The sequence below is a fragment of the Pseudomonas sp. Root401 genome (assembly GCF_001425105.1).
Classification (GTDB): domain Bacteria; phylum Pseudomonadota; class Gammaproteobacteria; order Pseudomonadales; family Pseudomonadaceae; genus Aquipseudomonas; species Aquipseudomonas brassicacearum.
The window spans coordinates 199,805-225,543 of record NZ_LMDO01000064.1 but is presented as its reverse complement, the minus strand read 5'-3'; the positions used below and the strand labels follow the sequence as shown (position 1 = coordinate 225,543).

Annotated in this window: 25 protein-coding genes; 19 read left to right on the top strand and 6 right to left on the bottom strand. The window is 62.8% G+C overall.

The window, feature by feature from the left end:
• Window positions 1-189: 189 nt before the first annotated feature.
• Entirely contained in the window at window positions 190-1,710 is a 1,521-nt protein-coding gene (exaC, locus tag ASC85_RS28290; RefSeq protein ID WP_014340393.1) for an acetaldehyde dehydrogenase ExaC, read from the bottom strand.
• Window positions 1,711-2,080: 370 nt separating this feature from the next.
• Here exaC and ASC85_RS28285 point away from each other — a divergent pair, with 370 nt between their 5' ends.
• From ASC85_RS28285 to ASC85_RS28270, 4 genes are all read left to right on the top strand, one after another.
• Window positions 2,081-3,988, top strand: a complete 1,908-nt coding sequence (locus tag ASC85_RS28285) for a sigma-54-dependent Fis family transcriptional regulator (protein ID WP_057452264.1) — start codon at window positions 2,081-2,083, stop codon at window positions 3,986-3,988.
• Window positions 3,989-4,176: 188 nt separating this feature from the next.
• Window positions 4,177-5,526: a UDP-N-acetylmuramate:L-alanyl-gamma-D-glutamyl-meso-diaminopimelate ligase gene (gene mpl / locus ASC85_RS28280; protein ID WP_003205915.1), complete on the top strand. Its 1,350-nt coding sequence runs from the start codon at window positions 4,177-4,179 to the stop codon at window positions 5,524-5,526.
• A complete protein-coding gene (gene ubiX, locus ASC85_RS28275) occupies window positions 5,523-6,155 on the top strand; it encodes a flavin prenyltransferase UbiX (protein ID WP_014340390.1) in 633 nt (210 codons plus the stop codon). Before mpl ends, ubiX begins: the two co-directional genes overlap by 4 nt.
• Window positions 6,148-6,432, top strand: coding sequence for a YceK/YidQ family lipoprotein (locus ASC85_RS28270; RefSeq protein WP_057452263.1), 285 nt, complete (start codon window positions 6,148-6,150; stop codon window positions 6,430-6,432). Before ubiX ends, ASC85_RS28270 begins: the two co-directional genes overlap by 8 nt.
• A gap of 222 nt (window positions 6,433-6,654) precedes the next feature.
• On the opposite strand, the gene ASC85_RS28265 is transcribed toward ASC85_RS28270, so the two are convergent.
• From ASC85_RS28265 to ASC85_RS28255, 3 genes are all read right to left on the bottom strand, one after another.
• A complete protein-coding gene (locus tag ASC85_RS28265) occupies window positions 6,655-7,296 on the bottom strand; it encodes an oxidoreductase (RefSeq protein WP_057452262.1) in 642 nt (213 codons plus the stop codon).
• Between the two features lie 27 nt (window positions 7,297-7,323).
• Window positions 7,324-9,042, bottom strand: a complete 1,719-nt coding sequence (locus ASC85_RS28260) for a C13 family peptidase (RefSeq protein WP_057452261.1) — start codon at window positions 9,040-9,042, stop codon at window positions 7,324-7,326.
• Window positions 9,043-9,144: 102 nt separating this feature from the next.
• Entirely contained in the window at window positions 9,145-9,600 is a 456-nt protein-coding gene (locus ASC85_RS28255; RefSeq protein WP_003205908.1) for a MaoC family dehydratase, read from the bottom strand.
• Between the two features lie 329 nt (window positions 9,601-9,929).
• On the opposite strand from ASC85_RS28255, the gene ASC85_RS28250 reads away from it, so the two are divergent.
• Genes ASC85_RS28250 through ASC85_RS28240 form a run of 3 tightly spaced genes read left to right on the top strand, consistent with a single transcriptional unit; the run spans window position 9,930 to window position 11,609 of the window.
• Window positions 9,930-10,295 carry a CidA/LrgA family protein gene (locus ASC85_RS28250; RefSeq protein WP_057452260.1) on the top strand — a complete coding sequence of 122 codons (366 nt, stop codon included), beginning with the start codon at window positions 9,930-9,932 and terminating at the stop codon, window positions 10,293-10,295.
• Window positions 10,292-11,008, top strand: coding sequence for an LrgB family protein (locus ASC85_RS28245; RefSeq protein WP_057452259.1), 717 nt, complete (start codon window positions 10,292-10,294; stop codon window positions 11,006-11,008). Before ASC85_RS28250 ends, ASC85_RS28245 begins: the two co-directional genes overlap by 4 nt.
• A 10-nt stretch (window positions 11,009-11,018) precedes the next feature.
• Window positions 11,019-11,609 (top strand): LON peptidase substrate-binding domain-containing protein, encoded by a 591-nt coding sequence (locus tag ASC85_RS28240; RefSeq protein ID WP_014340384.1) that lies wholly within the window; start codon window positions 11,019-11,021, stop codon window positions 11,607-11,609.
• Between the two features lie 145 nt (window positions 11,610-11,754).
• Here the strand turns inward: ASC85_RS28240 and ASC85_RS28235 are convergent, their stop codons facing one another.
• Window positions 11,755-13,071: a bifunctional DedA family/phosphatase PAP2 family protein gene (locus ASC85_RS28235; RefSeq protein WP_057452258.1), complete on the bottom strand. Its 1,317-nt coding sequence runs from the start codon at window positions 13,069-13,071 to the stop codon at window positions 11,755-11,757.
• A gap of 177 nt (window positions 13,072-13,248) precedes the next feature.
• Complete coding sequence (locus ASC85_RS28230; protein WP_057452257.1) at window positions 13,249-13,926, bottom strand: DNA-3-methyladenine glycosylase; 678 nt, start codon at window positions 13,924-13,926, stop codon at window positions 13,249-13,251.
• Between the two features lie 196 nt (window positions 13,927-14,122).
• Here ASC85_RS28230 and ASC85_RS28225 point away from each other — a divergent pair, with 196 nt between their 5' ends.
• The 12 genes from ASC85_RS28225 (at window position 14,123) to lipA (ending at window position 25,571) form a co-directional block, all read left to right on the top strand.
• Window positions 14,123-15,394, top strand: a complete 1,272-nt coding sequence (locus tag ASC85_RS28225) for a glutamate-5-semialdehyde dehydrogenase (RefSeq protein ID WP_053189916.1) — start codon at window positions 14,123-14,125, stop codon at window positions 15,392-15,394.
• Window position 15,395: 1 nt separating this feature from the next.
• Window positions 15,396-16,082, top strand: a complete 687-nt coding sequence (gene nadD / locus ASC85_RS28220) for a nicotinate-nucleotide adenylyltransferase (RefSeq protein WP_057452256.1) — start codon at window positions 15,396-15,398, stop codon at window positions 16,080-16,082.
• A 71-nt stretch (window positions 16,083-16,153) separates the two neighbouring features.
• Window positions 16,154-16,648, top strand: coding sequence for a ribosome silencing factor (gene rsfS, locus ASC85_RS28215; protein WP_003205895.1), 495 nt, complete (start codon window positions 16,154-16,156; stop codon window positions 16,646-16,648).
• 9 nt (window positions 16,649-16,657) lie between these two features.
• The gene (gene rlmH / locus ASC85_RS28210; protein WP_003185785.1) at window positions 16,658-17,125 is read left to right on the top strand and encodes a 23S rRNA (pseudouridine(1915)-N(3))-methyltransferase RlmH; all 468 of its coding nucleotides are present in this window, start codon (window positions 16,658-16,660) and stop codon (window positions 17,123-17,125) included.
• Window positions 17,126-17,134: 9 nt separating this feature from the next.
• Window positions 17,135-19,030, top strand: a complete 1,896-nt coding sequence (gene mrdA, locus ASC85_RS28205; protein WP_057452255.1) for a penicillin-binding protein 2 — start codon at window positions 17,135-17,137, stop codon at window positions 19,028-19,030.
• A gap of 31 nt (window positions 19,031-19,061) precedes the next feature.
• Window positions 19,062-20,165 carry a rod shape-determining protein RodA gene (rodA, locus tag ASC85_RS28200; protein WP_057452340.1) on the top strand — a complete coding sequence of 368 codons (1,104 nt, stop codon included), beginning with the start codon at window positions 19,062-19,064 and terminating at the stop codon, window positions 20,163-20,165.
• 17 nt (window positions 20,166-20,182) lie between these two features.
• On the top strand, window positions 20,183-21,193 hold the full coding sequence (mltB, locus tag ASC85_RS28195) for a lytic murein transglycosylase B (protein ID WP_057452254.1): 1,011 nt from the start codon (window positions 20,183-20,185) through the stop codon (window positions 21,191-21,193).
• On the top strand, window positions 21,193-22,218 hold the full coding sequence (locus ASC85_RS28190) for a septal ring lytic transglycosylase RlpA family protein (protein ID WP_057452253.1): 1,026 nt from the start codon (window positions 21,193-21,195) through the stop codon (window positions 22,216-22,218). The genes mltB and ASC85_RS28190 overlap by 1 nt, the downstream gene beginning before the upstream one ends.
• Before the next feature lie 167 nt (window positions 22,219-22,385).
• Complete coding sequence (locus ASC85_RS28185) at window positions 22,386-23,543, top strand: D-alanyl-D-alanine carboxypeptidase family protein (RefSeq protein WP_057452252.1); 1,158 nt, start codon at window positions 22,386-22,388, stop codon at window positions 23,541-23,543.
• 81 nt (window positions 23,544-23,624) lie between these two features.
• Window positions 23,625-23,900, top strand: coding sequence for a DUF493 domain-containing protein (locus ASC85_RS28180; RefSeq protein ID WP_014340373.1), 276 nt, complete (start codon window positions 23,625-23,627; stop codon window positions 23,898-23,900).
• On the top strand, window positions 23,900-24,547 hold the full coding sequence (lipB, locus tag ASC85_RS28175; protein ID WP_003205887.1) for a lipoyl(octanoyl) transferase LipB: 648 nt from the start codon (window positions 23,900-23,902) through the stop codon (window positions 24,545-24,547). The genes ASC85_RS28180 and lipB overlap by 1 nt, the downstream gene beginning before the upstream one ends.
• Before the next feature lies 1 nt (window position 24,548).
• Complete coding sequence (lipA, locus tag ASC85_RS28170) at window positions 24,549-25,571, top strand: lipoyl synthase (RefSeq protein WP_003205886.1); 1,023 nt, start codon at window positions 24,549-24,551, stop codon at window positions 25,569-25,571.
• Window positions 25,572-25,739: the final 168 nt, after the last annotated feature.

The following is a 25,739-nucleotide window of genomic DNA, read 5'->3' as shown; positions in this document are numbered from 1 at the left end:
GGAGCGGGCACGCAAGGCTCATGCCAGAGCGGTGGGACGGCGTTGTTGTTTGATTTTGATTGTTCCCACGCTCTGCGTGGGAACACAGCCAGGGACGCTCCGCGTCCCAAAGAGCCGAACGCGGAGCGTCCGTAGAGGCATTCCCACGCAGAGCGTGGGAACGATCAGCCGGGCGCAATTTCCCGCAGGTTAGAAGAACCCCAACGGATTGATGTCGTAGCTCACCAGCAAATTCTTGGTCTGCTGATAGTGATCGAGCATCATCTTGTGCGTCTCACGACCCACGCCGGACTTCTTGTAGCCACCGAACGCGGCATGCGCCGGGTACAGGTGGTAGCAGTTGGTCCAGACGCGACCGGCCTTGATCGCCCGGCCCATGCGGTAGGCGCGGTTGATGTCGCGGGTCCAGAGGCCGGCACCGAGGCCGAACTCGGTGTCGTTGGCGATCGCCAGGGCTTCGGCTTCGTCCTTGAAGGTGGTGATGCTCACCACTGGGCCAAAGATTTCTTCCTGGAACACGCGCATCTTGTTGGTGCCCTTGAGCAGGGTCGGCTGGATGTAATACCCGGTCGCCAGGTTGCCCTCGAGTTTTTCCACTTTGCCACCGGTCAGCAGCTCGGCGCCTTCGCCCTTGGCGATTTCCAGATACGAAAGAATCTTGTCGAATTGCTGCTCGGACGCCTGGGCGCCGACCATGGTCTCGGTGTCCAGCGGGTCGCCGCGTTTGATCTGCAGGACTTTCTTCATCACCACTTGCATGAATTCGTCGTAGATCGACTCCTGCACCAGCGCGCGGGATGGGCAGGTGCAGACTTCGCCCTGGTTGAAGAACGCCAGCACCAGGCCTTCGGCGGCCTTTTCAATGAAGCTCGGCTCGGCTTGCATGATGTCTTCGAAGAAGATGTTCGGCGACTTGCCGCCCAGTTCCACGGTAGACGGGATGATGTTCTCGGCGGCGCATTTCATGATGTGCGAGCCGACTGGGGTGGAGCCGGTAAAGGCGATCTTGGCGATGCGCTTGCTGGTGGCGAGGGCTTCTCCGGCTTCTTTGCCGAAACCTTGCACCACGTTCAGCACGCCAGGTGGCAGCAGGTCGCCGATCAGCTCCATGAGCACGCAGATGCCCAGTGGGGTTTGCTCGGCCGGCTTGAGCACCACGCAGTTACCGGCGGCCAGGGCTGGGGCGAGTTTCCAGGCAGCCATCAGCAGCGGGAAGTTCCACGGGATGATCTGCCCGACCACGCCCAGCGGTTCATGGATGTGGTAGGCCACGGTGTTGCCGTCGATCTCGGCGGCGCTGCCTTCCTGGGCCCGCAGGCAACCGGCGAAGTAGCGGAAGTGGTCGGCGGCCAGGGGGATGTCGGCGTTGAGGGTTTCACGCACGGCCTTGCCGTTGTCCCAGGATTCGGTGATCGCCAGCACTTCGAGGTTGGCTTCGATGCGGTCGGCGATTTTCAGTAGGACCAGCGAGCGGGCTTGGGCCGAGGTGGCACCCCAGGCATCCGCGGCAGCGTGGGCGGCGTCCAGGGCTTTTTCGATGTCTTCGGCCGTGGAGCGCGGGAACTCGGCAATGGGCTGGCCATTGACCGGGGAAGTGTTGGTGAAGTACTGACCTTTGACAGGCGCGACGAACTCGCCGCCGATGTAGTTACCGTATTTGCTCTTGAACGAAACGATAGCGCCTTCAGTACCGGGGTGAGCGTAACGCATGATGAGTTCTCCTTGGCTTTTGTGCTTATACGGGAGGGCCGCGCAAAATTGAGCGCTGGTAATTAAGCCTAGAGCAAAGGTTGGGCCATTGCCTTGCGGGGCCCGTAAATCAAGACTTTAGGAGGAGTTGGTCGGACAAGCGGATGGGTTGTGTGACGCTTGCGATACAGCGGGTGTGACAGTTTGTGCCAGATACGAGACAGTCTGTGACTGACAGGTCGCGCCAGCATTGCAAAGGCGGTTGGGCTGGAGGATGCTGAACATTCAGCACAGCTCCTTCGGGAACAAAGGTCTGTGGGGGCAAGGTCTGTGGGAGCAAGGTTCGACAGTTACTCCAGCAGGCCGCAACCTTTGGGGAGAATAATAAGAAATGCACAGCAACCATTTGAGTCGCCATGCCCAGCAAGTCCTGACGGTCACCCAGGGCAAGGCCCATTTGCAGGGCCCTGGCAGCGATCCGTCGATTGCCCGTTCCTGGCTGCGCTGCCTCGAGGACTATCACCTCGACCCGGCCCAGAACCTGGCGCCGACGGTGCTCGAACATGGCCGGGTGCTGGAAAGCCGCGAGCGCTTGCAACAGGTGCTGCACATCGCCGGCAATGAAATGACCAGCCTGCACCAGCAACTCTCCGGCGCCGGCCACGCGGTGTTGCTGACCGACGCCCGAGGCGTGATCCTCAACTGCGTCACCGCCCCCAGCGAACGGAAGATTTTCGAACGGGCCGGCCTCTGGCTCGGCGCCGATTGGAGCGAAGCCTGCGAAGGCACCAACGGCATCGGCACCTGCCTGGTGGAGCGCCAGGCCCTGACCATCCACCAGGAAGAACATTTTCGTGGCCGCCACACCGGCCTGACCTGCTCGGCCAGCCCGGTCTTCGACCCCCAGGGCGAGCTGCTGGCGGTGCTCGACGTGTCTTCGGCCCGGCCGGACGTCTCGCGCCAGAGCCAGTTCCACACCATGGCCCTGGTCAATCTCTCGGCGAAGATGATCGAGAGCTGCTATTTCCTGCGTTGCTTCGACAATCAATGGTTGCTGCGCTTTCACTTGCAGGCCGAGTCCGTAGGGCTGTTCAGCGAAGGCTTGATGGCGTTCAACGGCGAAGGGCGGATCAGCGCCGTCAACCAGAGTGCGCTGAACCTCTTGGGGCACATTCGTGGCAGTTTGCTCGGTCAGCGGGTGGAGGACTTTTTCGACTGTTCGTTGGACGAATTGCTCGGCCGCGCGAGTGTAAATGCCAGTGCGAGCTGGCCGCTGCGCACCCGTGACGGTCGGCATTTGTTCGCCGTGTTGCGGGGGCAGCCGCGCAGCGTGCCGGTGCCGGTTGCTCCGCTGCTCAAGGCCATCGAGCCCGCGCGCCTGCCGGGCATCTGCCTGGGGGATGCGGCGTTGCAGGAACATTTTCGCAAGGCGCTGCGGGTGTTCGAGCGCGATGTGCCGCTGCTGATTCAGGGCGAAACCGGCTCCGGCAAGGAGGCGTTTGCCAAGGCCGTGCACCACGCCAGCCAGCGCGCCGGCAAGCATTTTGTCGCCCTCAACTGCGCGGCCATCCCGGAAAGCCTGATCGAGAGCGAGCTGTTCGGTTATCGCGGCGGCAGCTTCACCGGCGCGCGCAAGGAAGGCATGCGTGGCAAGCTGCAACAAGCTGACGGCGGCACATTGTTCCTCGATGAAATCGGCGACATGCCCCTGGCTTTGCAGACCCGCTTGCTGCGGGTGCTGGAGGATCGCCAAGTGGTGCCCATCGGCGGCGAGCCCGAGGCGGTGAACGTGCGCATCATCAGCGCCACTCACCGGCAGTTGCTGGATCGGGTGCAGGACGGCAGTTTTCGTGAGGACTTGTACTACCGCCTCAACGGCCTGGAAATCCCGCTGCCGGCGTTGCGCGAACGCAGCGATAAGTCGCAGTTGCTGGATTTTCTGCTGGCTGAAGAGAGCGGCGCCGAGACGGTATCCATCGACGAACCGGCGCGCCAGGCGTTGCTGGGGTTCGACTGGCCGGGCAACGTGCGGCAACTGCGCAACGTGCTGCGGACCCTTGCCGCGCTGTGCGATGGCGGGCGGATCGGGTTGGAGGACTTGCCGGCGATGATCCGTCAGCGTCCGTCGATTGCGCTGGTTGAAACGGTGGCGGAGCGGCCGCTGGCGGATGCCGAGCGCCTGGCGCTGCTCGATGCACTGGAGCGCCAGCGCTGGCACATGACCCACACGGCGGAACAACTGGGCATCAGCCGCAATACCCTCTACCGCAAGCTGCGCAAGCACGCGATTGCCCGATAACCGCGTGACGATCGTTCCCACGCTCCGCGTGGGAATGCCTCTGCGGACGCTCCGCGTTCGGCTTCCAGGGACGCAGAGCGTCCCGGGCTGCATTCCCACGCGGAGCGTGGGAACGATCAGATTCGAAACACAAGGTGCGATTTCCCCCTCCCTAGGCTAACCTGCGGCCATGTTTTACGAGGTCGACTATGCACATCCATATTCTCGGTATTTGCGGCACTTTCATGGGTTCGATGGCCGTCCTGGCCAAGGAGCTGGGCCATCACGTGACCGGTTCCGACGCCAACGTCTACCCACCGATGAGCACTCAGCTGGAAGCCCAGGGCATCGAACTGACCCAAGGCTATGACCCGGCGCAACTGGACCCGGCGCCGGACCTGGTGGTCATCGGCAACGCCATGTCCCGTGGCAACCCGGCGGTTGAGTACGTGCTCAACAAAGGCCTGCCGTACGTGTCCGGGCCGCAGTGGCTGGCCGATCACGTGTTGCAGGGCCGTTGGGTCCTGGCTGTGGCCGGCACCCACGGCAAGACCACCACCAGCAGCATGCTCGCCTGGGTGTTGGAGCACGCCGGCATGAGCCCGGGTTTCCTGATCGGTGGCGTGCCACAGAACTTCTCGGTGTCGGCGCGCCTGGGCGGCACGCCGTTCTTCGTGATCGAGGCCGACGAATACGACAGCGCGTTTTTCGACAAGCGCTCGAAATTCGTCCACTACCGTCCCCGCACCGCTATCCTCAATAACCTTGAGTTCGATCATGCGGACATCTTCCCCGATCTGCCGGCCATCGAGCGGCAGTTCCACCATTTGGTGCGCACCATCCCGAGTGAAGGCCTGGTGATTCATCCGACCACCGAGCCGGCCTTGCAGCGCGTGATCGAGATGGGTTGCTGGACCCCGGTGCAAACCACCGGCGCCGGTGGGCAGTGGCAGGTGAAGTTGCTCAAGGATGACGGTTCGCAGTTCGAAGTCATGTTCGAAGGCGTATCCCAAGGCGTGGTCGAGTGGGATATGACCGGCCAGCACAACGTCGCCAACGCCCTGGCGACCTTGGCGGCGGCCCGGCATGTCGGCGTGGTGCCGTCCATGGGCATTGCCGCGTTGAGCGCGTTCAAGAGCGTGAAGCGGCGGATGGAGAAGGTCGCCGAAGTGCGCGGCATCACTATCTATGACGACTTCGCCCACCATCCGACCGCCATCGCCACCACCCTCGACGGTTTGCGCAAGCGCATCGGTGATGCGCCGCTGATTGCGATCATCGAGCCGCGTTCCAACTCCATGAAGCTCGGCGCGCACCGCGACGGCCTGCCGGAAAGCGTGGTCGATGCCGACCAGGTGATCTGGTACGCACCGGCCAACCTGGGCTGGGATTTGGGCGCCACTGCGGCGCTGTGCACGGTGCCGTCGATTGTCAGTGATTCCCTGGAAGGCATCATCGAGCGCGTGAAGAGCCAGGCCCAGCCCGGCACTCATGTGGTGATCATGAGCAACGGCGGCTTCGGCGGCCTGCACGGCAAACTGGCCGAGGCGCTGAAATGAGCAATGGCCCCGAACGCATCACGCTGGCGATGACCGGTGCGTCCGGCGCCCAGTACGGCTTGCGCCTGCTTGATTGCCTGGTGCGCGAAGACCGCGAGGTGCATTTCCTCATCTCCAAGGCCGCGCAGCTGGTGATGGCCACCGAGACCGACGTGACCCTGCCGGCCAAGACCCAGATGATGCAAGCCTTCCTCACTGAATACACCGGTGCGGCGGCGGGGCAGATTCGTGTGTATGGCAAGGAAGACTGGATGTCGCCGGTGGCCTCGGGCTCCGGCGCGCCGGCCGCCATGGTGGTGGTGCCGTGTTCCACCGGGACGCTGTCGGCGATTGCCACCGGGGCCTGCAACAACCTGATCGAGCGGGCAGCGGACGTGACGCTCAAGGAACGCCGCCAGTTGATCCTGGTGCCGCGGGAAGCGCCGTATTCGAGCATTCACCTGGAGCACATGCTCAAGCTGTCGAACATGGGCGTGACCATCCTGCCGGCCTCGCCGGGTTTCTATCACCAGCCGCAGACCATTGATGACCTGATCGATTTCGTGGTTGCGCGGATCCTCAATCTGCTGAATATCCCCCAGGACATGTTGCCGCGCTGGGGCGAGCATCATTTGAGCAGTGATGAATAAGCTGCTGATCGTGCTGCTGACACTGCAGCTGACCGGCTGCGCCACCGCTCGCACCCTCGACGCCGCCAAGCCTGGTGCGCCGGTGGTGTACGCGGGCACGCGCCTGGATCTGTACGCCCTCAACGGTGGCTGCTGCGCCAAGGACCGCTTTGGCGCCGAGGCGCCGAGCTACCCGGGTCTCGATCTGCCGGGCAGTGCGCTGCTCGATACCTTGTTGTTGCCGTTGTCGTTGTTTACCGCGATGGGGGTGGGGTTTCAGGCTACGGGTGGGATGTAGCGAACACCATAGAACCTGTGGCGAGGGAGCTTGCTCCCGCTGGGCTGCGCATGGAAGCTGTGTAGACGCTGTGTAGGAGCTGTGTAGGAGCTGTGTAGGAGCTGTCGAGTGCAACGAGGCTGCGATCTTTCCCCAGCCACTTGAGTCACAAGCGAAAGATCGAAAGATCAAAAGATCGCAGCCTTCGGCAGCTCCTACAGGGCGCCCGCTCAGACGCCGCAATCATTTACCGAGCTTGCGCAACTCATCCGACTCCACCACCCGCACCCCATCCTGCTCTTCCAGCGCCAGACGCCACATGGCGCGGGCCAGTTGGCAGGCTTCGATGCCGTGGTACTTGCCTGGGATCAGCTTCGACAAGGGCCCGGCCAGTTGCTCGGCCAGGCGCGGCTCGACGCGGTCGCCCAGCAGCAGGGAAGGCCGGCAAATGGTCAGTTGCGGCCAGCCCTGGGCCTTGAGTGCCGCCTCCATTTCACCTTTGACCCGGTTGTAGAAGATCGATGACTTGGCGTCGGCCCCCAGTGCGCTGATCACCACCAGGTGTCGTGCGCCCAACTCCCGGGCGCGCTTGGCAAACGCCACGACCAGGTCCAGGTCAATCGCGCGGAAGGCTGCTTCAGAGCCGGCTTTCTTGATGGTTGTGCCGAGGCAGCAGAAGGCGATATCGACTTGTCCGCTGAGATTGGGCAATACCTGCGCCGGTTCCCCGACTGGATTTTCCAGGTGCGTGTGCTCGGCCAACGGCCGGCGCGTGGGGGCCAGGACCCGGGTGATGGTCGGCTCGTTGAGCAGCCGGTCCAACAGGTGTTCCCCGGTCAACCCGGTAGCACCGGCGAGCAAAACATGCTGAGGCGTCAAGTACATAGTGTTCCCCCCTTGATACGGTTCAGCTTAGTTGCTCTTTGTGGCCTCGTCGTTCAATGCAGCACTTTGCAATGCTTTACGTGCCTGCTGTTTGCGCAGCAGTTGCCAGTGGGAAAGGACCGTCCTCGGCGCCCACATCTGCGGTTCGGACGCTTCGAAGTTGTCGGCCTGTTCGCGTTCGGCAACGGTGGCCTTGGCCCGTTTGAAAGCCTGCTCCAGGTCGTCGGTCTGGTTCAACGCCTGGGCGAACAGCGCATCGCCGAAATAGGTGAAGTTGGCTTCCTCGGAGCAGCCGAAGGACACCCGGTCGCCCCGGGAGGCGGTCATGATCAGGGTACGTTCGTCCTTGAGCGCCGGGATGAAACCGCCGGAATAACAGGCCGAGATCACTACGATCTTGTCGCGGTTCTTCAGTGGCGCCAGGACCACGGCCAGTTCATCGGCGGGCAGGTCGGCCAGTTCCATGCGCGGCTGGTCGAGCACCAGCTCATGCTCGCTGGTGCCGTGGCTGGTCAGGTAGATGAAAATCAGGTCTTCCGGGCCACTGCGTTCGGCCAGGGTCGCGGCGGCGCGGCGCAGGCTTTCGCGGCTGGCCATGGGCCGGTCGCCGAGGTGATCGCGGTGGTTGACCAGGCGGATCTGCCCGAACGCGCCGAAACGGCTGGTGAGCATGTTGGCGACATAATCGGACTCGCGCAGGAACACGCTTTGCTTGCCATCGCCGCCCAGGGTCAGGCTGTACAGCTCCACCGCCGGGGTCGAGGCCGGGATGTTGGCCAGGGCATCGTCCAGTAGGCGACCCTGGGCCAGCAGGCCGAGTTCGAGTACATCCGGCAGCAGCCTGCCGTCCGCGTCGCGCACCCGTTGGCCGTTGTCCCAGGTGCCGCTTTGCACGGTGCCGTCGGTCAGCGCCAGGGTGCCGCGTCCGTGGTAACTGTCGCTTTCGAACTGGCCGACGTAAAAGCTGCCGTCGGGCAGGTTCAGGCGACCCTCGCCGGTAAAGCGCCAATCATTGAATTGACCGAGATAGTGGCTGCCGTCGGCGCCGATCAGTTCGCCCTTGCCGGTCAGCGCGCCATCCTTGAATTGGCCGATCCAGACATCGCCGTCGGCATTTTCGTAGCGACCGCGACCGTTGAGCTGGTTGTTCTTGAAGCCGCCGATGTAGACATCGCCATCGGCACTGTTGAAGGTGCCCTTGCCCTGCAGTTGTCCATCGACAAAATTGCCGGTGAACTGGTTGCCGCTGGCATCGAAGCGCTGGCCTTCACCGTTGGGCTTGCCGTTGGTGAAGGGGCCTTGGTACTGGCTGCCGTCGTCGAGTTCCAGGCGTCCGAGGCCGGAGTAGCGGTCGGCCTTGAACTCGCCCCGGTAGGTCATGCCGTTTTCCTTGAGCGTCCCTTCACCGTCGCGCCGCCCCAGCTTGAAGCCGCCGGTGTAGCTGCTGGTCGGTGTGGTCAGGCTGCCCTGGCCGTGGAACAGGCCCTGCTGGAACTGGCCGCGATAGACCTCGCCATTGCTGCCATGCCATTCCCCTTTGCCGTGCCACTGGCCTTTGTCGAACTGCCCGGCGTACCAGCTGCCATTGGGGTAATCGATGCGCCCCTGGCCTTGCAGCAGTCCGTCCACCAGGTCGCCGCGATAGCGACCGCCGTCGGGCAGGCGCGCGTCGGGAGGCAGCGGCGATTCGCCGTTGCCACAGGCGGTGAGCAGCAGGGTCAGGGTCAGTGGGACGAATAAGCGCATAACGGGATCCAGGTCATCAGGCCACGAGTATGCCGCAGCTATGCGCGTTGAACATAGGGAAGCGATGCGAAACTGCCTGAGCGGTTTCGCGACCGCGCAGGTTTACACGAAGCAGAGCGACAGCGGCTCGGCGATGTAGGCCGGTTTTTCCGAACCTTCGATCTCCAGCGTGGCGGTGGCCTTGAGCAGCCATTGGCCAGGTTTTTTCTCGGTGACTTCCACCAGGTCGACCTTGAGCCGGACCTTGGAATCGACCTTCACCGGTTGGATGAAGCGTACGCTGTCCAGCCCGTAGTTGACGACCATCTTCACACCCTCGGGCAGGATCAGGATGTCTTCCATCAGCTTGGGCATCAGCGACAGCGACAGGAAACCGTGGGCGATGGTGCTGCCAAACGGGGTCTGCGCGGCCTTGACCGGATCGACGTGGATGAACTGAAAGTCGCCAGTGGCTTCGGCGAACAGGTTGATGCGTTCCTGATCGATGGTGAGCCATTCGGAACGTCCGAGTTCCTTGCCGACATAATCTTTGAGCGCTGCAACGGGAACGTAGGGCATTGAGACTCTCCTTGGGTTCATCTGTTTTACTTTTTATGGAACGGGGATCGGCATCCCCGGAGAACCACTGTAGATCAACATGGCGCGCAAGTAAGGTCACCGAACATGCTTTTTACGAATGCCGACCCATAGCGCGGGCGTGTTTAAATGTGTCGTCTGGTTACTCCCTGTAGGAGCTGCCGAAGGCTGCGATCTTTTGATCTTGATCTTGATCTTTCGCTTGAGACTCAAGTGTCTGGGGAAAGATCGCAGCCTCGTTGCACTCGACAGCTCCTACAGGCAGTTTCTACGGGACGGGGTTCATGGGTGTTTGTGAGGGGAGAGAGCGGATGTTGCTACGGGGCCTGACCTGGCTGGTGCTGTTTCAATTGCTGGGCACTGCGATCAATCATTTGTTCTTGCCGGTGTTGCCGGGGCCGATCATTGGCCTGCTGTTGCTGCTGGGTTATCTGGTGGTGCGCGGCGAAGTCAGCGAGCCGTTGAACCTGGCGGCCGGCAGCCTGCTGCGTTACCTGCCGTTGCTGCTGGTGCCGCCCGCCGTGGGGGTGATGGTCTATGCCCGGGCGATTGCCGCCGATTTCTGGGCCATCGTCGGTGCGTTGACCTTGTCGCTGGTGCTGTCCGTGGCGTTGACAGGGGTGCTGATGCAGCGCCTGGCCCGGCGTCACATCGCCGCCCCGGAGGACAGCCAATGATGCTCGACTGGCAAGGGGCCTGGACCTCGGTGATCCACCATCCGCTGTTCGGCATCGGCATTACCTTGGGCGCCTATCAGCTGGTGCTGGCGGCGTTCGAAAAGACTCGCTGGGTGTTCCTGCAACCGGTGCTGATGTCGATGGTGCTGTTGATCGGCGTGCTGGTCGGTTGCGGCATCGACTATGCCGAATACCGCAAGAGCACCGAGATCCTCAGCATCCTGCTGGGCCCGGCCACGGTCGCCCTGGCGGTGCCGTTGTATTTGAACTTGCGACGGATCCGGCAGTTGTTCTGGCCGATTTTTACTACGCTGGTGATAGCCGGGGTGTTTGCCACGGGCTCTGCGGTGGTGTTGGGCTGGGCTTTCGGCGCCGAGCACATGATTCTGATGACCATGGCGCCCAAGTCCGTGACCTCGCCGATCGCCATGCTGGTGGCCGAGCAGATCGGCGGTGTGGCGGCGATGGCGGCGGTGTTCGTGTTGATCACCGGTGTGCTCGGGGCGATTCTCGGCCCGAGCATTTTGACCCGGTTGGGTGTCCATAGCCCTGAAGCCCGGGGCATGGCTCTGGGGCTGGCGGCCCATGCGGTGGGCACGTCGGTGGCGTTGCAGGAAAGCGAGGAGACCGGCGCCTTTGCGGCGCTGGCGATGAGTCTGATGGGCGTGGCCACGGCGGTGTTGCTGCCGTTGGTGGTGTCGATGACGGTTTAAGGAATTGGTTATGAGCTTGCCGCTTTTCCCGTTGAACACCGTGCTGTTCCCCGGTTGCATCCTCGACTTGCAGATATTCGAGGCGCGTTACCTCGACATGATCGGGCGCTGCATGAAAAAGGGCGAAGGCTTCGGCGTGGTGTGCATCCTCGATGGCGAGGAAGTCGGCATCGCGCCTGAGGGCTACGCGCGGGTCGGTTGCGAAGCGCGCATCACCGACTTTTCCCAGCAGGACAATGGTCTGCTGGGCATTCGCGTGCAGGGCGGGCGGCGCTTTATCGTCCATGGCAGCAGCGTCCAGGCGGATCAACTGACGGTCGCTGAAGTCGAGTGGCTGGAAGAGGAACCGGAGCAACCGCTGCAAGAGGAAGACGCCGATCTGGTGGCGCTGCTCAAGGCCCTGGCCGAGCACCCGATGGTCGAGGCGCTGAACATGGGCACCGAAGCGACGGGCCAGCAATCGCTGGCCAATCAACTGGCCTACCTGTTGCCGTTCAATGAGCTGGACAAGATCGACCTGCTGCAACTCGACGACCCGCAACAGCGCCTGGATGCGATCCAGGCGTTGCTCGATGAGTTGCAGGGCGAACTGTTCGCCTGACACGCTGATTTTGGTAGATCAATGCGGACCTCTGTGGGAGCGAGCCTGCTCGCGAAAGCGGTGGGTCAGCTTGCATCAATGTTGAGTGTGCCGCCGCCTTCGCGAGCAGGCTCGCTCCCACAGGTGGAGTGCAGCGTCTCTGACATCAGTAGGCATACCGCAACATCGCATGCGGCAAGTGCCGCAGCGCGAAGAAGCTGAACACCGCCACCAGCGCCGGCAGGACCAGCCACCAGACTTTCGGCGGCATGGCCGGTAGCGGGCTCTGGCGCTGGCTCAACCACAGGGCGGCCGCACAGATGCTGGCGGCGAGCATCGCCCCGGCGACGATGTCGCTCGGCCAGTGCGCCCCCAGGTAGACCCGCGACAGGGCGATGGCCAGCGCCGGCAGGCAGCCCAGCAACAGCCAGGTCAGGCGCAGGCGTGGCGGTTGGCCGCGACCGGCCAGGACGGCGAGGGTCAGGAACAGCGCGAAGGCCCCGGAGGAGTGGCCGCTGGGCATGCTGTAGCTGGTCAGCGGGTCGGTGAGGATTTCCGGGCGCACACGGGCAAAGAAGTGTTTGCTGCCGGTATTGGCCAGGGAGGTAAGCAGCATCGTGCCACCGGCAAAGATCGCCTGGCGCCATTGCCGTGCCAACAGCAATAACCCGGTCACCAGGCTGCAGACAATCAGCATGTAGCGGAATTCGCCGATCAGCGTGAAGGTCACGGCGATTTCATCCAGCGTCGGGCTGCGATGCTCCTGGACCAGGGCCATCAAGCCTTGGTCGAACGCCGTCAGGTAACGAAAGCCGATGAACAGGCCGATCAGGATCACCAGGCCCAGGCCTGCGATCAGTGCCGTGGCATGGCGATGGCGACGCATGCTGCTGTTGACGCTCAGCCCGATCATCACCGCGATGCTGCCGATGACCACGCCGGCCTGTGGCCAGAAACCTTCAGGCAGTGGCAGGCGAAACGCCGCCCCGGTGGCCCAGCCCGGCAGCAGGTACGCCACGGTCCAGCCCGCTGCAGCCAACACGCTGACGGCGGCGAAGCGTGGGAACGGCATGTCGCACATCCCGGCCACCATCGGCAACATGGGCCGTAGCGGGCCGATAAAACGACCCACCAGCAGGCTGGCGATGCCGTAGCGCTGGAAATAACTTTCCGCCGCGCTCATCCATTCCGGGTGATGCCGCAACCCCGGCAGGCGCCGGATGTTCTGGTGGAAATGCCGGCCGAGGAAGTACGACACCAGGTCCCCGAGCAGCCCGCCAAGCAGGCCCAGCAACAACGTCTCGCCCAAGGACAACGCGCCGCTGCCGGCCAGCACGGCAATCGCAAACAACAGCACCGTACCCGGCACGATCAGGCCGGCGATGGCCAGGCACTCCACGCAGGCGACGATGAACACCGCCACCGCCAGCCATTGCGGGTTGACGGTCAACCAGCTGGTGATGCTATCGAGCCATGGGCCCATAAATACAACTCCATTGAATAGTGATGGGCATGCAGTTTTTACTGTGGGGAGCGCTTGTGGGAGCAAAGCTTGCTCGCGACGAACGATGACGCGACCTTACTGTTGATCCGTGTCGCCTGCATCGCGGGCAAGCCTTGCTCCCACAAGCCGGCTCCCACAGGGGGATGCGGTATTTCATCAGGACAACAAAAAATAATCACGCCCTTCGACCTGTCCGCGCCGCAAAGGGTTGCGGGTGCACCACGGGGCATAGGCGGCATCGACGAAGCGGTAGGGCAGGTGCTCGTCCCGTCCCTGGGGAATGCCCAGGCGGGTGGTCTGGATCGCATTGACCGTCGGCACGCCGACATCTTCCACCAGCAAGCGCTCGGGGTCGAAGCGTTTGGCGTCCCAGTCCGGCACTTTCAGCCCCAGGGCTTTGCACAGCAGGGTCTGGCCGGCACAGAGTTTCTGCGGTGTGCGCGGTCGGCCTTGGGCGTCGGGGTTGTTGAGCAGCATCTGCGCCAGGCTCGCCGGCCCGGAAAGGGCGTCGACCCACGGGTACGCCGATTTGATCAGCACTGCATTGCCGGGGCCCTGGGCGCTGAAGTTCAACGAATCGCCGCCCCGGGCGTAGTACATATAGATGTGCCCGCCATCCAGAAACAAAGCCTTACGTTTTTCTGTGTAGCCCAGCGAGGCATGGCTGCCTTTTTCGGCGAAGTAATACGCCTCGGTCTCGATGATCCGCGCGCCGAGCCACAGCTCACCGACCTTGTGACGGATGACCTTGCCCAGCAGGTCCTTGGCAAGCACCTGGGCGTCGCGATCGAAAAAAGCGTGGGGCAGGGCGTTGGGCGATGGCAAATCGGTCATGGCGATAAACGAAGTGAGGCCAAAGGAAGCGCGATGATAGCAATGGAAAGCTTAATCACCGCTGAACAGTCGCTTCAACCGGCTGTTTACGGCTGTTTTGCTCCTCCGCCGGTCACCACTGTGAGTCCATGCTGTTAGTCGAGGGTTACGACAGCTATAATCTGCCGCTTTCCTCATCGCCAAGACCACACAGACCATGACTGAGTCCGTTCTTGACTACATGACCCGCCTGGGTCGCGCCGCTCGTGCAGCGTCGCGCATCATCGGCCGGGCCAGCACCGCGCAGAAAAACCGCGCCCTGCAGGCCGCCGCCAATGCGCTGGACGCCGCGCGTGCCGAGTTGTCCGCTGCCAACGAGCTGGACCTGGCCGCTGGCCGGGCCAATGGTCTGGAACCGGCCATGCTCGAGCGCCTGGCGCTGACCCCTGCACGCATCGACGGCATGATCGTCGGTCTGCGCCAGGTCGCGGCCCTGCCGGACCCGGTCGGGGCGATCCGCGACATGAGCTACCGGCCGTCGGGCATCCAGGTCGGCAAGATGCGCGTGCCCCTGGGCGTGGTCGGGATCATCTACGAGTCGCGGCCGAACGTGACCATCGACGCCGCCAGCCTGTGCCTGAAGTCGGGTAACGCGACCATCCTGCGTGGCGGCTCCGAGGCCATCCATTCCAACCGTGCCATTGCCGCCTGCATCCAGCGCGGCCTGGCCGAGGCCGATCTGCCGGCGGCCGTGGTGCAAGTGGTGGAAACCACTGACCGCGCCGCAGTCGGCGCATTGATCACCATGCCCGAGTTCGTCGATGTCATCGTGCCGCGTGGCGGCAAGGGCCTGATCGAACGGGTCAGCCGCGACGCCCGCGTGCCGGTGATCAAGCACCTGGACGGCATCTGCCACGTCTACGTCAGCGCCCACGCCGAACTGCCGAAGGCCCAGCGCATCGCCTTCAACGCCAAGACCTACCGCTACGGTATCTGCGGCGCGATGGAAACCTTGCTGGTGGACCAGGCCGTGGCCAAGGACTTCCTGCCGTCGATGGCTGCCCAGTTCCGCGAAAAAGGCGTCGAGCTGCGCGGTTGCGAGCGCACCCGGGCGATCATCGAGGCCGTTGCGGCCACGCAAGAAGACTGGGACACCGAATACCTGGCGCCGATCCTGTCGATCCGCGTGGTCGACGGGCTGGAGGAGGCCATCGAGCACATCAACCGCCATGGCTCCCACCACACCGACTCCATTGTCAGTGAAAACCTGGGGGAAACCCGGCGCTTCGTGGCCGAAGTGGATTCGGCGTCGGTGATGATCAACACCCCGACCTGCTTCGCCGATGGCTTTGAATACGGATTGGGTGCCGAGATCGGCATTTCTACTGATAAGCTGCACGCCCGTGGCCCGGTGGGCCTCGAAGGCCTGACCTGCGAGAAGTACATCGTGGTCGGTGACGGCCAGTTGCGCGGACAGGAGTCGGTCTGACTTGGGCGATCTCGACCCGCCAGCTGCTGTGACGACGACAACCCCGCCCCGGCGCATCGGTATCCTGGGCGGCACGTTCGACCCGGTGCACATCGGCCATTTGCGCGGTGCGCTGGAAGTCGCCGACGCCCTGGCCCTCGATGAGCTACGCCTGACGCCCAGCGCCCGGCCGCCTCACCGGGATACACCGCAGGTGCCGGCGCAGGACCGCCTGGCGATGGTCGAGTGCGCGGTGGCCGGTGTGGCACCGTTGGTGGTGGACGCCCGCGAATTGCAGCGGGACAAACCGTCCTACACCATTGATACCCTGGAGCTGATGCGCGCCGAACTGGCCGCTGATGCCCAGGTTTTTCTGCTTCTGGGCTGGGACGCATTTTGCGGCCTGCCCACTTGGCATCGCTGGGAAGAGTTGCTCCAGCATTGCCACATCCTGGTGCTGCAACGCCCGGATGCCGACAGCGAGCCGCCGGATGCCTTGCGCAACCTGCTGGCGGCCCGCTCGGTGAGCGACCCGCTGGCCCTGAAAGGGCCGAGCGGACAGATTGCATTCGTCTGGCAGACGCCGCTCGCGGTATCCGCCACCCAGATCCGTCAACTGCTGGCCAGCGGTAAGTCGGTACGTTTCCTGGTGCCCGACGCGGTCCTGGCCTACATCGATGCGCACGGGCTTTACCGTGCGTCGAACTGAAAAAGGTGTGCTTCAAGGCACGTGAATGCGTGTAGCGAAGCGCCCGAACATACGAGCAAAACGAGTTTTATATGACTGACAAAGACGTAAACAAAGTAAAGCGCAAAGGCACGTTCAAAAGCGCCCCGCTGCCAGTAGAGGCCCACACCGGCGTCGTACTGGCCGGTGAAGAACTGGTCAAGGTGGCCGTGGCGGCCCTGGAAGACGTCAAGGCCCAGGACATCCAGGTGATCGACGTTCGTGAAAAGCAGAGCATCACGGACTACATGATCATCGCCACCGGTACCTCCAACCGCCAGATCGGCGCGATGCTGGACAAGGTCCGCGAAGCGGTCAAGGCCCAGGGCGTCAAGCCGCTGGGTGAAGAAGGCAAGGGCGACAGCGACTGGGTACTGCTGGATATGGACGATGTCATCGTGCACATGATGACTGCCTCGGCGCGCCAGTTCTACGACCTGGAGCGCCTGTGGGCCGGTGCCGAGCAGAGCCGTTCGGCCAGCGCCGCGCACCACAGCCCGGAAAACCCCCATGAGCACTTCACCAAGCTCAACAAAGACCAGCAATAAGGGACCGCTGTGCGACTGCGCCTGATCGCCGTCGGTTCTCGCATGCCCAAGTGGGTGGAAGAAGGCTGGCATGAATATGCCAAGCGTCTTCCGTCCGAGCTGGCCCTGGAACTGGTGGAAATTCCGCTCAACACCCGTGGCAAGAACGCCGACGTGGCGCGCTTCATCCGCCAGGAAGGCGAAGCCATGCTGGCCAAGGTCGGGCCGAACGAGCGCATTGTCACCCTCGAAGTCCATGGCAAGCCCTGGAGCACCGAGCAACTGGCGGTGGAGCTCGATCGCTGGCGGCTGGATTCGCGCACGGTCAATTTCATGGTCGGTGGCCCGGAAGGGCTGGCGCCGGAAGTCTGTGCCCGGGCCGATCAGCGCTGGTCATTGTCGCCGTTGACGTTGCCACACCCGTTGGTGCGGATCCTGATCGGCGAACAGCTGTATCGTGCCTGGACAGTTCTGTCCGGGCACCCTTACCACAAGTAATCCTGCCCCATGCCCCAGCCGATCCGCATCAAGGACCACGAAAAAGACGCCCGCCTGGTGCGGGGTCGCGTCGTGTTCGGCGCTATTACGGTGGTGACGCTGATCTGCGTGCTGATTGCGCGCTTGTATTTCCTCCAGGTGATCCAGTACGAGTACCACTCGACCCTGTCGGAAAACAACCGGGTGCATGTGCAGCCGATTCCGCCGACCCGCGGGTTGATCTTCGACCGCAATGGCGTGGTGGTGGCGGATAACCGGCCCAGTTTCAGCCTGAGCATGACCCGCGAGCGCTCCGGCGACTGGCAGCAAGTGCTCGACGTGATCGTCGAAGTGCTGCAACTGACGCCCGAGGACCGGGCGATCTTCGAGAAGCGCATGCGCCAGGGTCGACGTCCGTTCGAGCCGGTGCCGATCCTGTTCGAGCTGACCGAAGAGCAGATCGCCTTGATCGCCGTGAACCAGTTCCGCCTGCCCGGCGTCGAGGTGGTGGCGCAGTTGGTGCGTCATTATCCCCAGGGGCCGCACTTTGCCCACTCGGTCGGCTACATGGGGCGGATCAACGAGAAAGAGCTCAAGACCCTCGATCCGGTCAATTACAGCGGCACCCACCATATCGGCAAGACCGGCATCGAGCGTTTCTACGAGCCCGAGCTGCATGGTCAGGTGGGTTACGAGGAAGTCGAAACCAATGCTCGCGGCCGCGTATTGCGAGTGCTCAAGCGCACCGACCCGATTCCCGGCAAGGACATCGTCCTGAGCCTGGACATCAAGCTGCAAGAGGCCGCCGAAGCGGCGCTGGGCGGACGGCGCGGCGCGGTGGTGGCGCTGGACCCGAACACCGGCGAGGTGCTGGCGATGGTCAGCCAGCCGAGTTTCGACCCGAACCTGTTCGTCACCGGCATCAGCTTCAAGGCCTACGCCGAGTTGCGCGATTCCATCGATCGGCCGCTGTTCAACCGTGTGCTGCGCGGCCTCTATCCACCGGGGTCGACCATCAAGCCGGCCGTGGCGATTGCCGGGCTGGACTCCGGCGTGGTGACCGCGTCGAGCCGGGTCTATGACCCCGGCTATTACATGTTGCCCAACTACGACCACAAGTACCGCAACTGGAACCGCACCGGCGACGGTTATGTGGACCTGGAAACGGCCATCATGCGTTCCAACGACACCTACTTCTATGATCTGGCCCACAAGCTGGGGATCGATCGGCTGTCGTCCTACATGAACAAGTTTGGTCTGGGTCAGAAAGTCTCCCTGGACATGTTCGAAGAATCGCCCGGCCTGATGCCGTCCCGGGAATGGAAGCGCGCGACCCGGCGCCAGGCGTGGTTCCCCGGCGAAACCCTGATCCTGGGGATCGGCCAGGGCTACATGCAGGCCACGCCCTTGCAACTGGCCCAGGCCACGGCGCTGGTGGCGAGCAAGGGCAAGTGGTATCGCCCGCACCTGGCCAAGACCATCGAAGGCCAGAAACCCGTGGACCCGGACCCGATGCCGGACATCATCCTGCGCAATCCGTCGGACTGGCAGAAGGTCAACAACGGCATGCAGCAGGTGATGCACGGCGCCCGGGGCACCGCCCGCAAGGCGGCCATCGGCGCGCAGTACCGGATTGCCGGCAAGAGTGGTACGGCCCAGGTCGTCGCCATCAAGCAGGGCGAGAAGTACGACCGCTCCAAGGTCCAGGAACGCCACCGCGACCACGCCTTGTTCGTCGGTTTTGCACCGGCCGACAACCCGAAGATCGTCGTAGCGGTGATGGTCGAGAACGGTGAGTCGGGTTCCGGCGTCGCCGCACCGGTGGTGCGCCAGATCATGGACGCCTGGCTGCTGGACGAACACGGCCAGCTCAAGCCTGAATACGCTAGCCCCACCACTGCGGAGGCTACGGCCCGTGAAGAATAATTTCGACCGTATCCTCTCCAGCGAAGATGTGATGCGCCGTCGTGCCACCTTGTTGCAGCGCATGCACATCGATGGTCCGTTGCTGATCCTGCTGCTGACCCTGGCCGCAGGCAGCCTGTTCGTGCTGTATTCGGCCAGTGGCAAGAACTGGGACCTGCTGGCCAAGCAGGCCACCTCGTTCGGCATCGGCCTGGTGTCGATGATCGTCATTGCCCAGCTCGAGCCGCGTTTCATGGCTCGTTGGGTGCCGCTGGCCTATGTGGTCGGCGTGGGCCTGTTGGTGGTGGTGGACGTGATGGGCCACAACGCCATGGGCGCCACCCGCTGGATCAACATTCCCGGGGTGGTCCGTTTCCAGCCTTCGGAATTCCTCAAGATCATCATGCCGGCGACCATCGCCTGGTACCTGTCCAAGCGCACCCTGCCGCCGCAGCTCAAGCATGTGTGCATCAGCCTGTTGTTGATCGGCATCCCGTTCATCCTGATCGTGCGCCAGCCGGACCTCGGCACTTCGCTGCTGATCCTGGCCGGCGGCGCCTTCGTGCTGTTCATGGGCGGGTTGCGCTGGCGCTGGATCCTCAGCGTCATCGCCATCGCAGTGCCGGTGTCGGTGGCCATGTGGTACTTCGTGATGCACGACTACCAGAAACAGCGAATCCTGACCTTCCTCGACCCGGAGAGCGATCCGCTGGGCACCGGCTGGAACATCATCCAGTCCAAGGCCGCCATCGGCTCCGGCGGGGTGTTCGGCAAGGGCTGGCTGATGGGCACCCAGTCGCACCTGGACTTTTTGCCGGAAAGCCACACCGACTTCATCATCGCCGTGATGGGCGAGGAATTCGGCCTGGTGGGCATCTGCGTGCTGCTGTTGATCTATTTGCTGCTGATCGGCCGGGGGCTGGTGATCACCGCCCAGGCCCAGACGTTGTTCGGCAAGTTGCTGGCAGGCAGCCTGACCATGACGTTTTTTGTTTATGTTTTCGTCAACATCGGTATGGTCAGTGGCCTGTTGCCGGTCGTGGGGGTGCCGTTGCCTTTCATTAGCTACGGAGGAACTTCGTTGGTGACACTACTGTCAGCGTTTGGGGTCTTGATGTCGATTCATACGCATCGCAAGTGGATCGCGCAGGTTTGAATAAGGTGAAGAGTTCAATGCAAGCAATGCGTGGCTGGTCGACGCGATATGCGCCGTGGATCGGCCTGGTCGGCTTCCTGGGCGGTGCGCCGCATGCCCAGGCCGGCGAATACGAAGGTTCGCCGCAGGTGGCCGAATTCGTCGGTGAGATGACCCGCGACTACGGTTTTGCCGGTGAGCAGCTGATGGGGGTGTTTCGCGAGGCCGAGCGCAAGCAGTCGATCCTTGACGCCATCTCCCGGCCCGCCGAGCGGGTCAAGCAGTGGAGCGAGTACCGGCCGATGTTCATCACCGAGGCGCGTATCGCCCGGGGCGTGGATTTCTGGCGCCAGCACGAGGCGGCCCTGGCCCGTGCCGAGCAGGAATACGGCGTACCGGCCCAGTTCATTGTGGCTATCATTGGCGTCGAGACCTTCTTTGGCCGCAACACCGGGAATTTTCGGGTGATCGACGCGCTGTCGACCCTGGGTTTCGACTACCCGCCGCGCGCCGAATTCTTCCGCAAGGAGTTGCGCGAGTTCCTGCTGCTGGCCCGCGAAGAGCAGGTCGACCCGCTGACCCTCAAGGGTTCCTATGCCGGGGCCATGGGCCTGCCGCAATTCATGCCCAGCAGTTTTCGCGCTTACGCGGTGGACTTCGACGACGACGGCCACATCAATATCTGGACCAACCCGACCGATGCCATCGGCAGTGTTGCCAGCTATTTCAAGCGCCACGGCTGGGAAGCCGGCCAGCCGGTGGTCAGCCGGGCCGAGGTGCGTGGCGAGCAGGTGGACGAGGGCCTGACCGAGGGCATCGAGCCGACGAAAACCGTCGGGGAGTTGCGGGCGTTGGGCTGGTCGAGTCATGATGCGCTGCGTGACGACATGCCAGTCACCGCGATACGCCTGGAAGGCGAACAAGGCCCCGAATACTGGATGGGCCTGAAGAATTTTTACGCGATTACGCGTTATAACCGCAGCGTGATGTACGCCATGGCCGTATATCAACTGTCTGAAGAGCTGGTCAAAGCACGGGGCGTCAAATAATGCGGGCATTGCCTACCTATCAACCCCTGAAAACCAAGCCCCTCAAGCTCGTGGCGTTGGCCGCGCTGTCGTTGTTGGTCGTCAGTTGTTCGACCAGCCGCGCGCCGACCCAGAAAAACTCCACCGCCGTGCGCGCGACGCCCGGCCTGGATATCAACCGGGCCCACAAGGACGGCGCACCGTGGTGGGACGTGGATGTCTCGCGCATTCCCGACGCCACCCCAACCCTGCACACCGGCCCCTACAAGGCCAACCCGTACACGGTGCTGGGCAAGACCTATTTCCCGATGGCCGAGTCCAAGCGCTACGTGGCCTCGGGCACGGCGTCCTGGTATGGCACCAAGTTCCACGGCCAGAACACCGCCAACGGCGAAGTGTATGACCTGTATGGCATGAGCGCGGCCCACAAGACCTTGCCGCTGCCCAGCTATGTGCGGGTGACCAACCTGGACAACAACAAGAGCGTGATCCTGCGGGTCAATGACCGTGGGCCGTTCTATTCCGACCGCATCATCGACTTGTCGTATGCGGCGGCGAAAAAACTTGGTTACGCTGAAATCGGCACCGCCCGGGTCAAGGTCGAAGGTATCGACCCGCAGGAATGGTGGGCCCAACGCGGCCGTCCGGCGCCTTTGATGCTCAACGAGCCGAAAGTGGCGCAAAATGCCGCGCCGACCGTGACGGCGTCCACCGGTACGGTCGAGCAGTGGACACCACCGCCGCAGCAGCACGCGGCGGCCGTAGTGCCCGTTCAGCTCGATGCAAAAAAAAACGCTTCTGCAACAGCGTCTGGCCAGTTTCTGCAAGTGGGCGCGTTCGCCAACCCGGACGCTGCCGAGCTGCTGAGGTCGAAGCTCAGCTCGATGGTGAGCGCCCCGGTGTTCATCAGCTCGATCGTGCGCAACCAGCAGACACTGCATCGGGTGCGCCTGGGGCCGATCGGTTCTCCGGGTGAAGTCCAGCAAGTGCAGAACAGTGTGCGCCTGGCCAATCTCGGTTCGCCGAGCCTGGTCACCGCCGAGTAATTGATTGAGGCCCGCTTGCGGTTGGAGCGGGTCAGGTTGTTGGCTCCATGCATAACAAAAGCCCGGCAAGGGTAGTGAGTGAGCAACTTAAATACGCGGTGGCCCGTTAAGAGGCTGCCTGTTTAGTTTTGCCTTCGGGCAGTTCCATTAGCGATTTCGAGAGACGGATGAACATCACCACCTTTGCCAAACGCCTTTGCCTGCTAGTCCCGCTGCTTCTCTCCCCAGCCGCGTTCGCGGTCGAGATGATGCCTGCGCCTCCTCAATTGGCCGCCAAATCCTTTGTGCTCATGGATGCCAGCAGCGGCGAGGTCCTGGTAGAGAACAACGGTGACCAGCGCCTGCCACCGGCCAGCCTGACCAAGCTGATGACCGCCTACATCGCCACCCTGGAAATCCGTCGCGGCCAGATCGGTGAAAACGATCCGGTGACCGTCAGCGAAAACGCCTGGCGGACCGGCGGTTCGCGGATGTTCATCAAGGTCGGTTCGCAAGTGACCGTCAGCGACCTGTTGCACGGCATCATCATCCAGTCCGGCAACGACGCCAGCGTCGCCCTGGCCGAGCACATCGCCGGCAGCGAAGATGCGTTCGCCGACATGATGAACAAAACCGTGGCCGACCTGGGCATGACCAACAGCCACTTCATGAACCCTACCGGCCTGCCGAACCCTGAGCACTATTCGTCGGCTCACGACATGGCGCTGTTGGCACGGGCGATCATTCACGAAGACCCGGCGCACTACGCCATCTACTCCCAGAAGGAATTCTTCTGGAACGGCATCAAGCAGCCTAACCGCAACCTGCTGCTGTGGCGCGACAAGACCGTCGATGGCCTGAAGACCGGCCACACCGACGAGGCTGGCTACTGCATGGTGTCCTCGGCTGTCCGTGATGGCATGCGCCTGATCGCCGTCGTCTTCGGCACCAACAGCGAAGTGGCCCGTGCCGCCGAGACCCAGAAACTGTTGACCTACGGTTTCCGCTTCTTCGAAACCCAGACCTTCTACCAGAAGGGCACCGAACTGGCCCAGGCCCAGGTCTGGAAAGGCACCACCAATCAGGTGAAGGCCGGCCTGGCCCAGGACCTGACCATGACCTTGCCTAAAGGCCAGCTCAAGAAGCTCGCTGCCAGCATGACCATGAACCCGCAACTGACCGCTCCCATCGCCAAGGGCGACGTGATCGGTAAAGTCGAAGTCAAACTGGACGACAAAGTGGTGCACAGCGCCGACCTGATCGCTCTGGACGCGGTCGAGGAAGGTGGTATCTTCCGCCGCATGTGGGATAGCATCCGTCTATTCTTCTACGGCTTGTTCAACTGATTGAAGTGTTGACCTGCATGGCCTCGTTCCCATCCGGAGCGGGGCCATGTGCGTTACCACGGCTTACGAGGCCGTTACCCCATGACAGACTCTGAAGTAAAAGCGCCAAAGATCGAATTCCCCTGCGAGGATTATCCGATCAAGGTCATCGGCGACACCGGCGTGGGTTTCAAGGACCGGATCATTGCGATCCTTGAAAAACATGCCACCGTTGACCACAAGACCCTGGCCGAGCGCCAGAGTACCAACGGCAAGTACACGACGATCCAGTTGCACATCATTGCCACCGGCCAGGAACAGCTCTACGACATCAACAGCGAGCTGCGTGCGACCGGTTTCGTGCACATGGTGTTGTGATGCCTGGCACGCTGGGCTTTCGCGAGCTGGGCACGATGGCTTACGAGCCGGTCTGGCATGCCATGCAACGCTTCACGAACGAACGCGGCACCACCGCCGACGATGAAGTCTGGCTGGTGGAACACCCACCGGTGTTCACCCAGGGCCAGGCCGGCAAGGCCGAGCACCTGTTGCTGCCGGGGGATATCCCGGTGGTGAAGGTCGACCGGGGCGGGCAGGTGACCTACCATGGCCCTGGCCAATTGGTCGCCTACCTGTTGCTGGATGTGCGCAAGCTGGGGTTTGGCGTGCGCGAGCTGGTCACCCGCATGGAGACATGCCTGATCGAGCTGCTGGCCAGCTACGGTGTGACGGCGGCGGCCAAGCCGGATGCGCCGGGTGTCTATGTCGACGGGGCGAAAATCGCCTCCTTGGGATTGCGAATCCGCCACGGCTGTTCGTTTCATGGCCTGGCGCTGAACGTGGACATGGACCTTGCGCCATTTCGACGGATTAATCCCTGTGGCTACGCGGGGCTGGCGATGACCCAGTTGAGCGAGCATGCAGGATCGATTGAATTTGCCGAGGTAAGTGCCCGGCTGCGCGCGCAGCTCGTCAAACACCTCGACTATGCTGAGCAGACGACCCTCACGGGCGGAATCGACTGATATGACTACTGATGCAGTGCAAACCATTATCCCGACGCAGGACGTCACCGAGCGTCCGGCCCCACGTGCCAAGGTAGAGGCCGGCGTCAAGCTGCGCGGCGCCGAGAAGGTTGCACGCATCCCGGTCAAGATCATCCCGACCACCGAATTGCCGAAGAAGCCTGACTGGATCCGCGTGCGCATCCCGGTGTCCCCGGAAGTCGACCGGATCAAGGCCCTGCTGCGCAAGCACAAGCTGCACAGCGTCTGCGAAGAGGCCTCCTGCCCGAACCTGGGCGAGTGCTTCTCCGGCGGCACCGCCACGTTCATGATCATGGGCGACATCTGCACCCGTCGCTGCCCATTCTGTGACGTCGGCCACGGCCGTCCGAAGCCATTGGACACCAACGAGCCGGAAAGCCTGGCCATCGCCATCGCCGACCTGAAGCTCAAGTACGTGGTCATCACCTCGGTGGACCGCGACGACCTGCGTGACGGCGGTGCCCAGCACTTTGCCGACTGCATCCGCGAGATCCGCAAGTTGTCGCCGAACGTCCAGCTGGAAACCCTGGTGCCCGATTACCGTGGCCGCATGGACATCGCCCTGGAAATCACCGCGGCCGAGCCGCCGGATGTGTTCAACCACAATCTGGAAACCGTGCCGCGCCTGTACAAGGCCGCGCGTCCGGGTTCGGACTACCAGTGGTCGTTGACCTTGCTGCAACGCTTCAAGCAGATGATGCCGCACATTCCGACCAAGTCTGGCTTGATGCTGGGCCTGGGTGAGACTGATGAGGAAGTTATCGAGGTCATGAAGCGCATGCGTGAGCATGACATCGATATGCTGACCTTGGGCCAGTACCTGCAGCCTTCGCGTAGTCACCTGCCGGTGCAGCGTTTTGTGCACCCGGATACCTTTGCCTGGTTTGCTGAGGAAGGGTACAAGATGGGCTTCAAGAACGTGGCTTCGGGGCCGTTGGTGCGGTCTTCGTATCATGCGGATGAGCAGGCTAAGTTGGTCAAGGCTGAGCTTCTCGGGTCCTGATTTTTTAGCGTTGGTTTTTGGGGTGGTGTGTATATCCGTTTTTGCGTAACGGCGGCTTATGGTTCCGCTCTTACAGCGGGTCACTTTTGGAAGAGCGCCAAAAGTAACCAAAAGCGCTTTGCCCCACCACTCGGTGCCTCGCCTAGGCTCGGCATGCCTGAACGAAGG

Coding starts and splice junctions, on each gene's coding strand:
- exaC (WP_014340393.1), bottom strand. CDS start 1,710: ATGCGTTACGCTCACCCCGGTACTGAAGGCGCTATCGTTTCGTTCAAG.
- ASC85_RS28285 (WP_057452264.1), top strand. CDS start 2,081: ATGCACAGCAACCATTTGAGTCGCCATGCCCAGCAAGTCCTGACGGTC.
- mpl (WP_003205915.1), top strand. CDS start 4,177: ATGCACATCCATATTCTCGGTATTTGCGGCACTTTCATGGGTTCGATG.
- ubiX (WP_014340390.1), top strand. CDS start 5,523: ATGAGCAATGGCCCCGAACGCATCACGCTGGCGATGACCGGTGCGTCC.
- ASC85_RS28270 (WP_057452263.1), top strand. CDS start 6,148: ATGAATAAGCTGCTGATCGTGCTGCTGACACTGCAGCTGACCGGCTGC.
- ASC85_RS28265 (WP_057452262.1), bottom strand. CDS start 7,296: ATGTACTTGACGCCTCAGCATGTTTTGCTCGCCGGTGCTACCGGGTTG.
- ASC85_RS28260 (WP_057452261.1), bottom strand. CDS start 9,042: ATGCGCTTATTCGTCCCACTGACCCTGACCCTGCTGCTCACCGCCTGT.
- ASC85_RS28255 (WP_003205908.1), bottom strand. CDS start 9,600: ATGCCCTACGTTCCCGTTGCAGCGCTCAAAGATTATGTCGGCAAGGAA.
- ASC85_RS28250 (WP_057452260.1), top strand. CDS start 9,930: ATGTTGCTACGGGGCCTGACCTGGCTGGTGCTGTTTCAATTGCTGGGC.
- ASC85_RS28245 (WP_057452259.1), top strand. CDS start 10,292: ATGATGCTCGACTGGCAAGGGGCCTGGACCTCGGTGATCCACCATCCG.
- ASC85_RS28240 (WP_014340384.1), top strand. CDS start 11,019: ATGAGCTTGCCGCTTTTCCCGTTGAACACCGTGCTGTTCCCCGGTTGC.
- ASC85_RS28235 (WP_057452258.1), bottom strand. CDS start 13,071: ATGGGCCCATGGCTCGATAGCATCACCAGCTGGTTGACCGTCAACCCG.
- ASC85_RS28230 (WP_057452257.1), bottom strand. CDS start 13,926: ATGACCGATTTGCCATCGCCCAACGCCCTGCCCCACGCTTTTTTCGAT.
- ASC85_RS28225 (WP_053189916.1), top strand. CDS start 14,123: ATGACTGAGTCCGTTCTTGACTACATGACCCGCCTGGGTCGCGCCGCT.
- rsfS (WP_003205895.1), top strand. CDS start 16,154: ATGACTGACAAAGACGTAAACAAAGTAAAGCGCAAAGGCACGTTCAAA.
- mrdA (WP_057452255.1), top strand. CDS start 17,135: ATGCCCCAGCCGATCCGCATCAAGGACCACGAAAAAGACGCCCGCCTG.
- rodA (WP_057452340.1), top strand. CDS start 19,062: ATGCGCCGTCGTGCCACCTTGTTGCAGCGCATGCACATCGATGGTCCG.
- mltB (WP_057452254.1), top strand. CDS start 20,183: ATGCAAGCAATGCGTGGCTGGTCGACGCGATATGCGCCGTGGATCGGC.
- ASC85_RS28190 (WP_057452253.1), top strand. CDS start 21,193: ATGCGGGCATTGCCTACCTATCAACCCCTGAAAACCAAGCCCCTCAAG.
- ASC85_RS28185 (WP_057452252.1), top strand. CDS start 22,386: ATGAACATCACCACCTTTGCCAAACGCCTTTGCCTGCTAGTCCCGCTG.
- ASC85_RS28180 (WP_014340373.1), top strand. CDS start 23,625: ATGACAGACTCTGAAGTAAAAGCGCCAAAGATCGAATTCCCCTGCGAG.
- lipB (WP_003205887.1), top strand. CDS start 23,900: ATGCCTGGCACGCTGGGCTTTCGCGAGCTGGGCACGATGGCTTACGAG.
- lipA (WP_003205886.1), top strand. CDS start 24,549: ATGACTACTGATGCAGTGCAAACCATTATCCCGACGCAGGACGTCACC.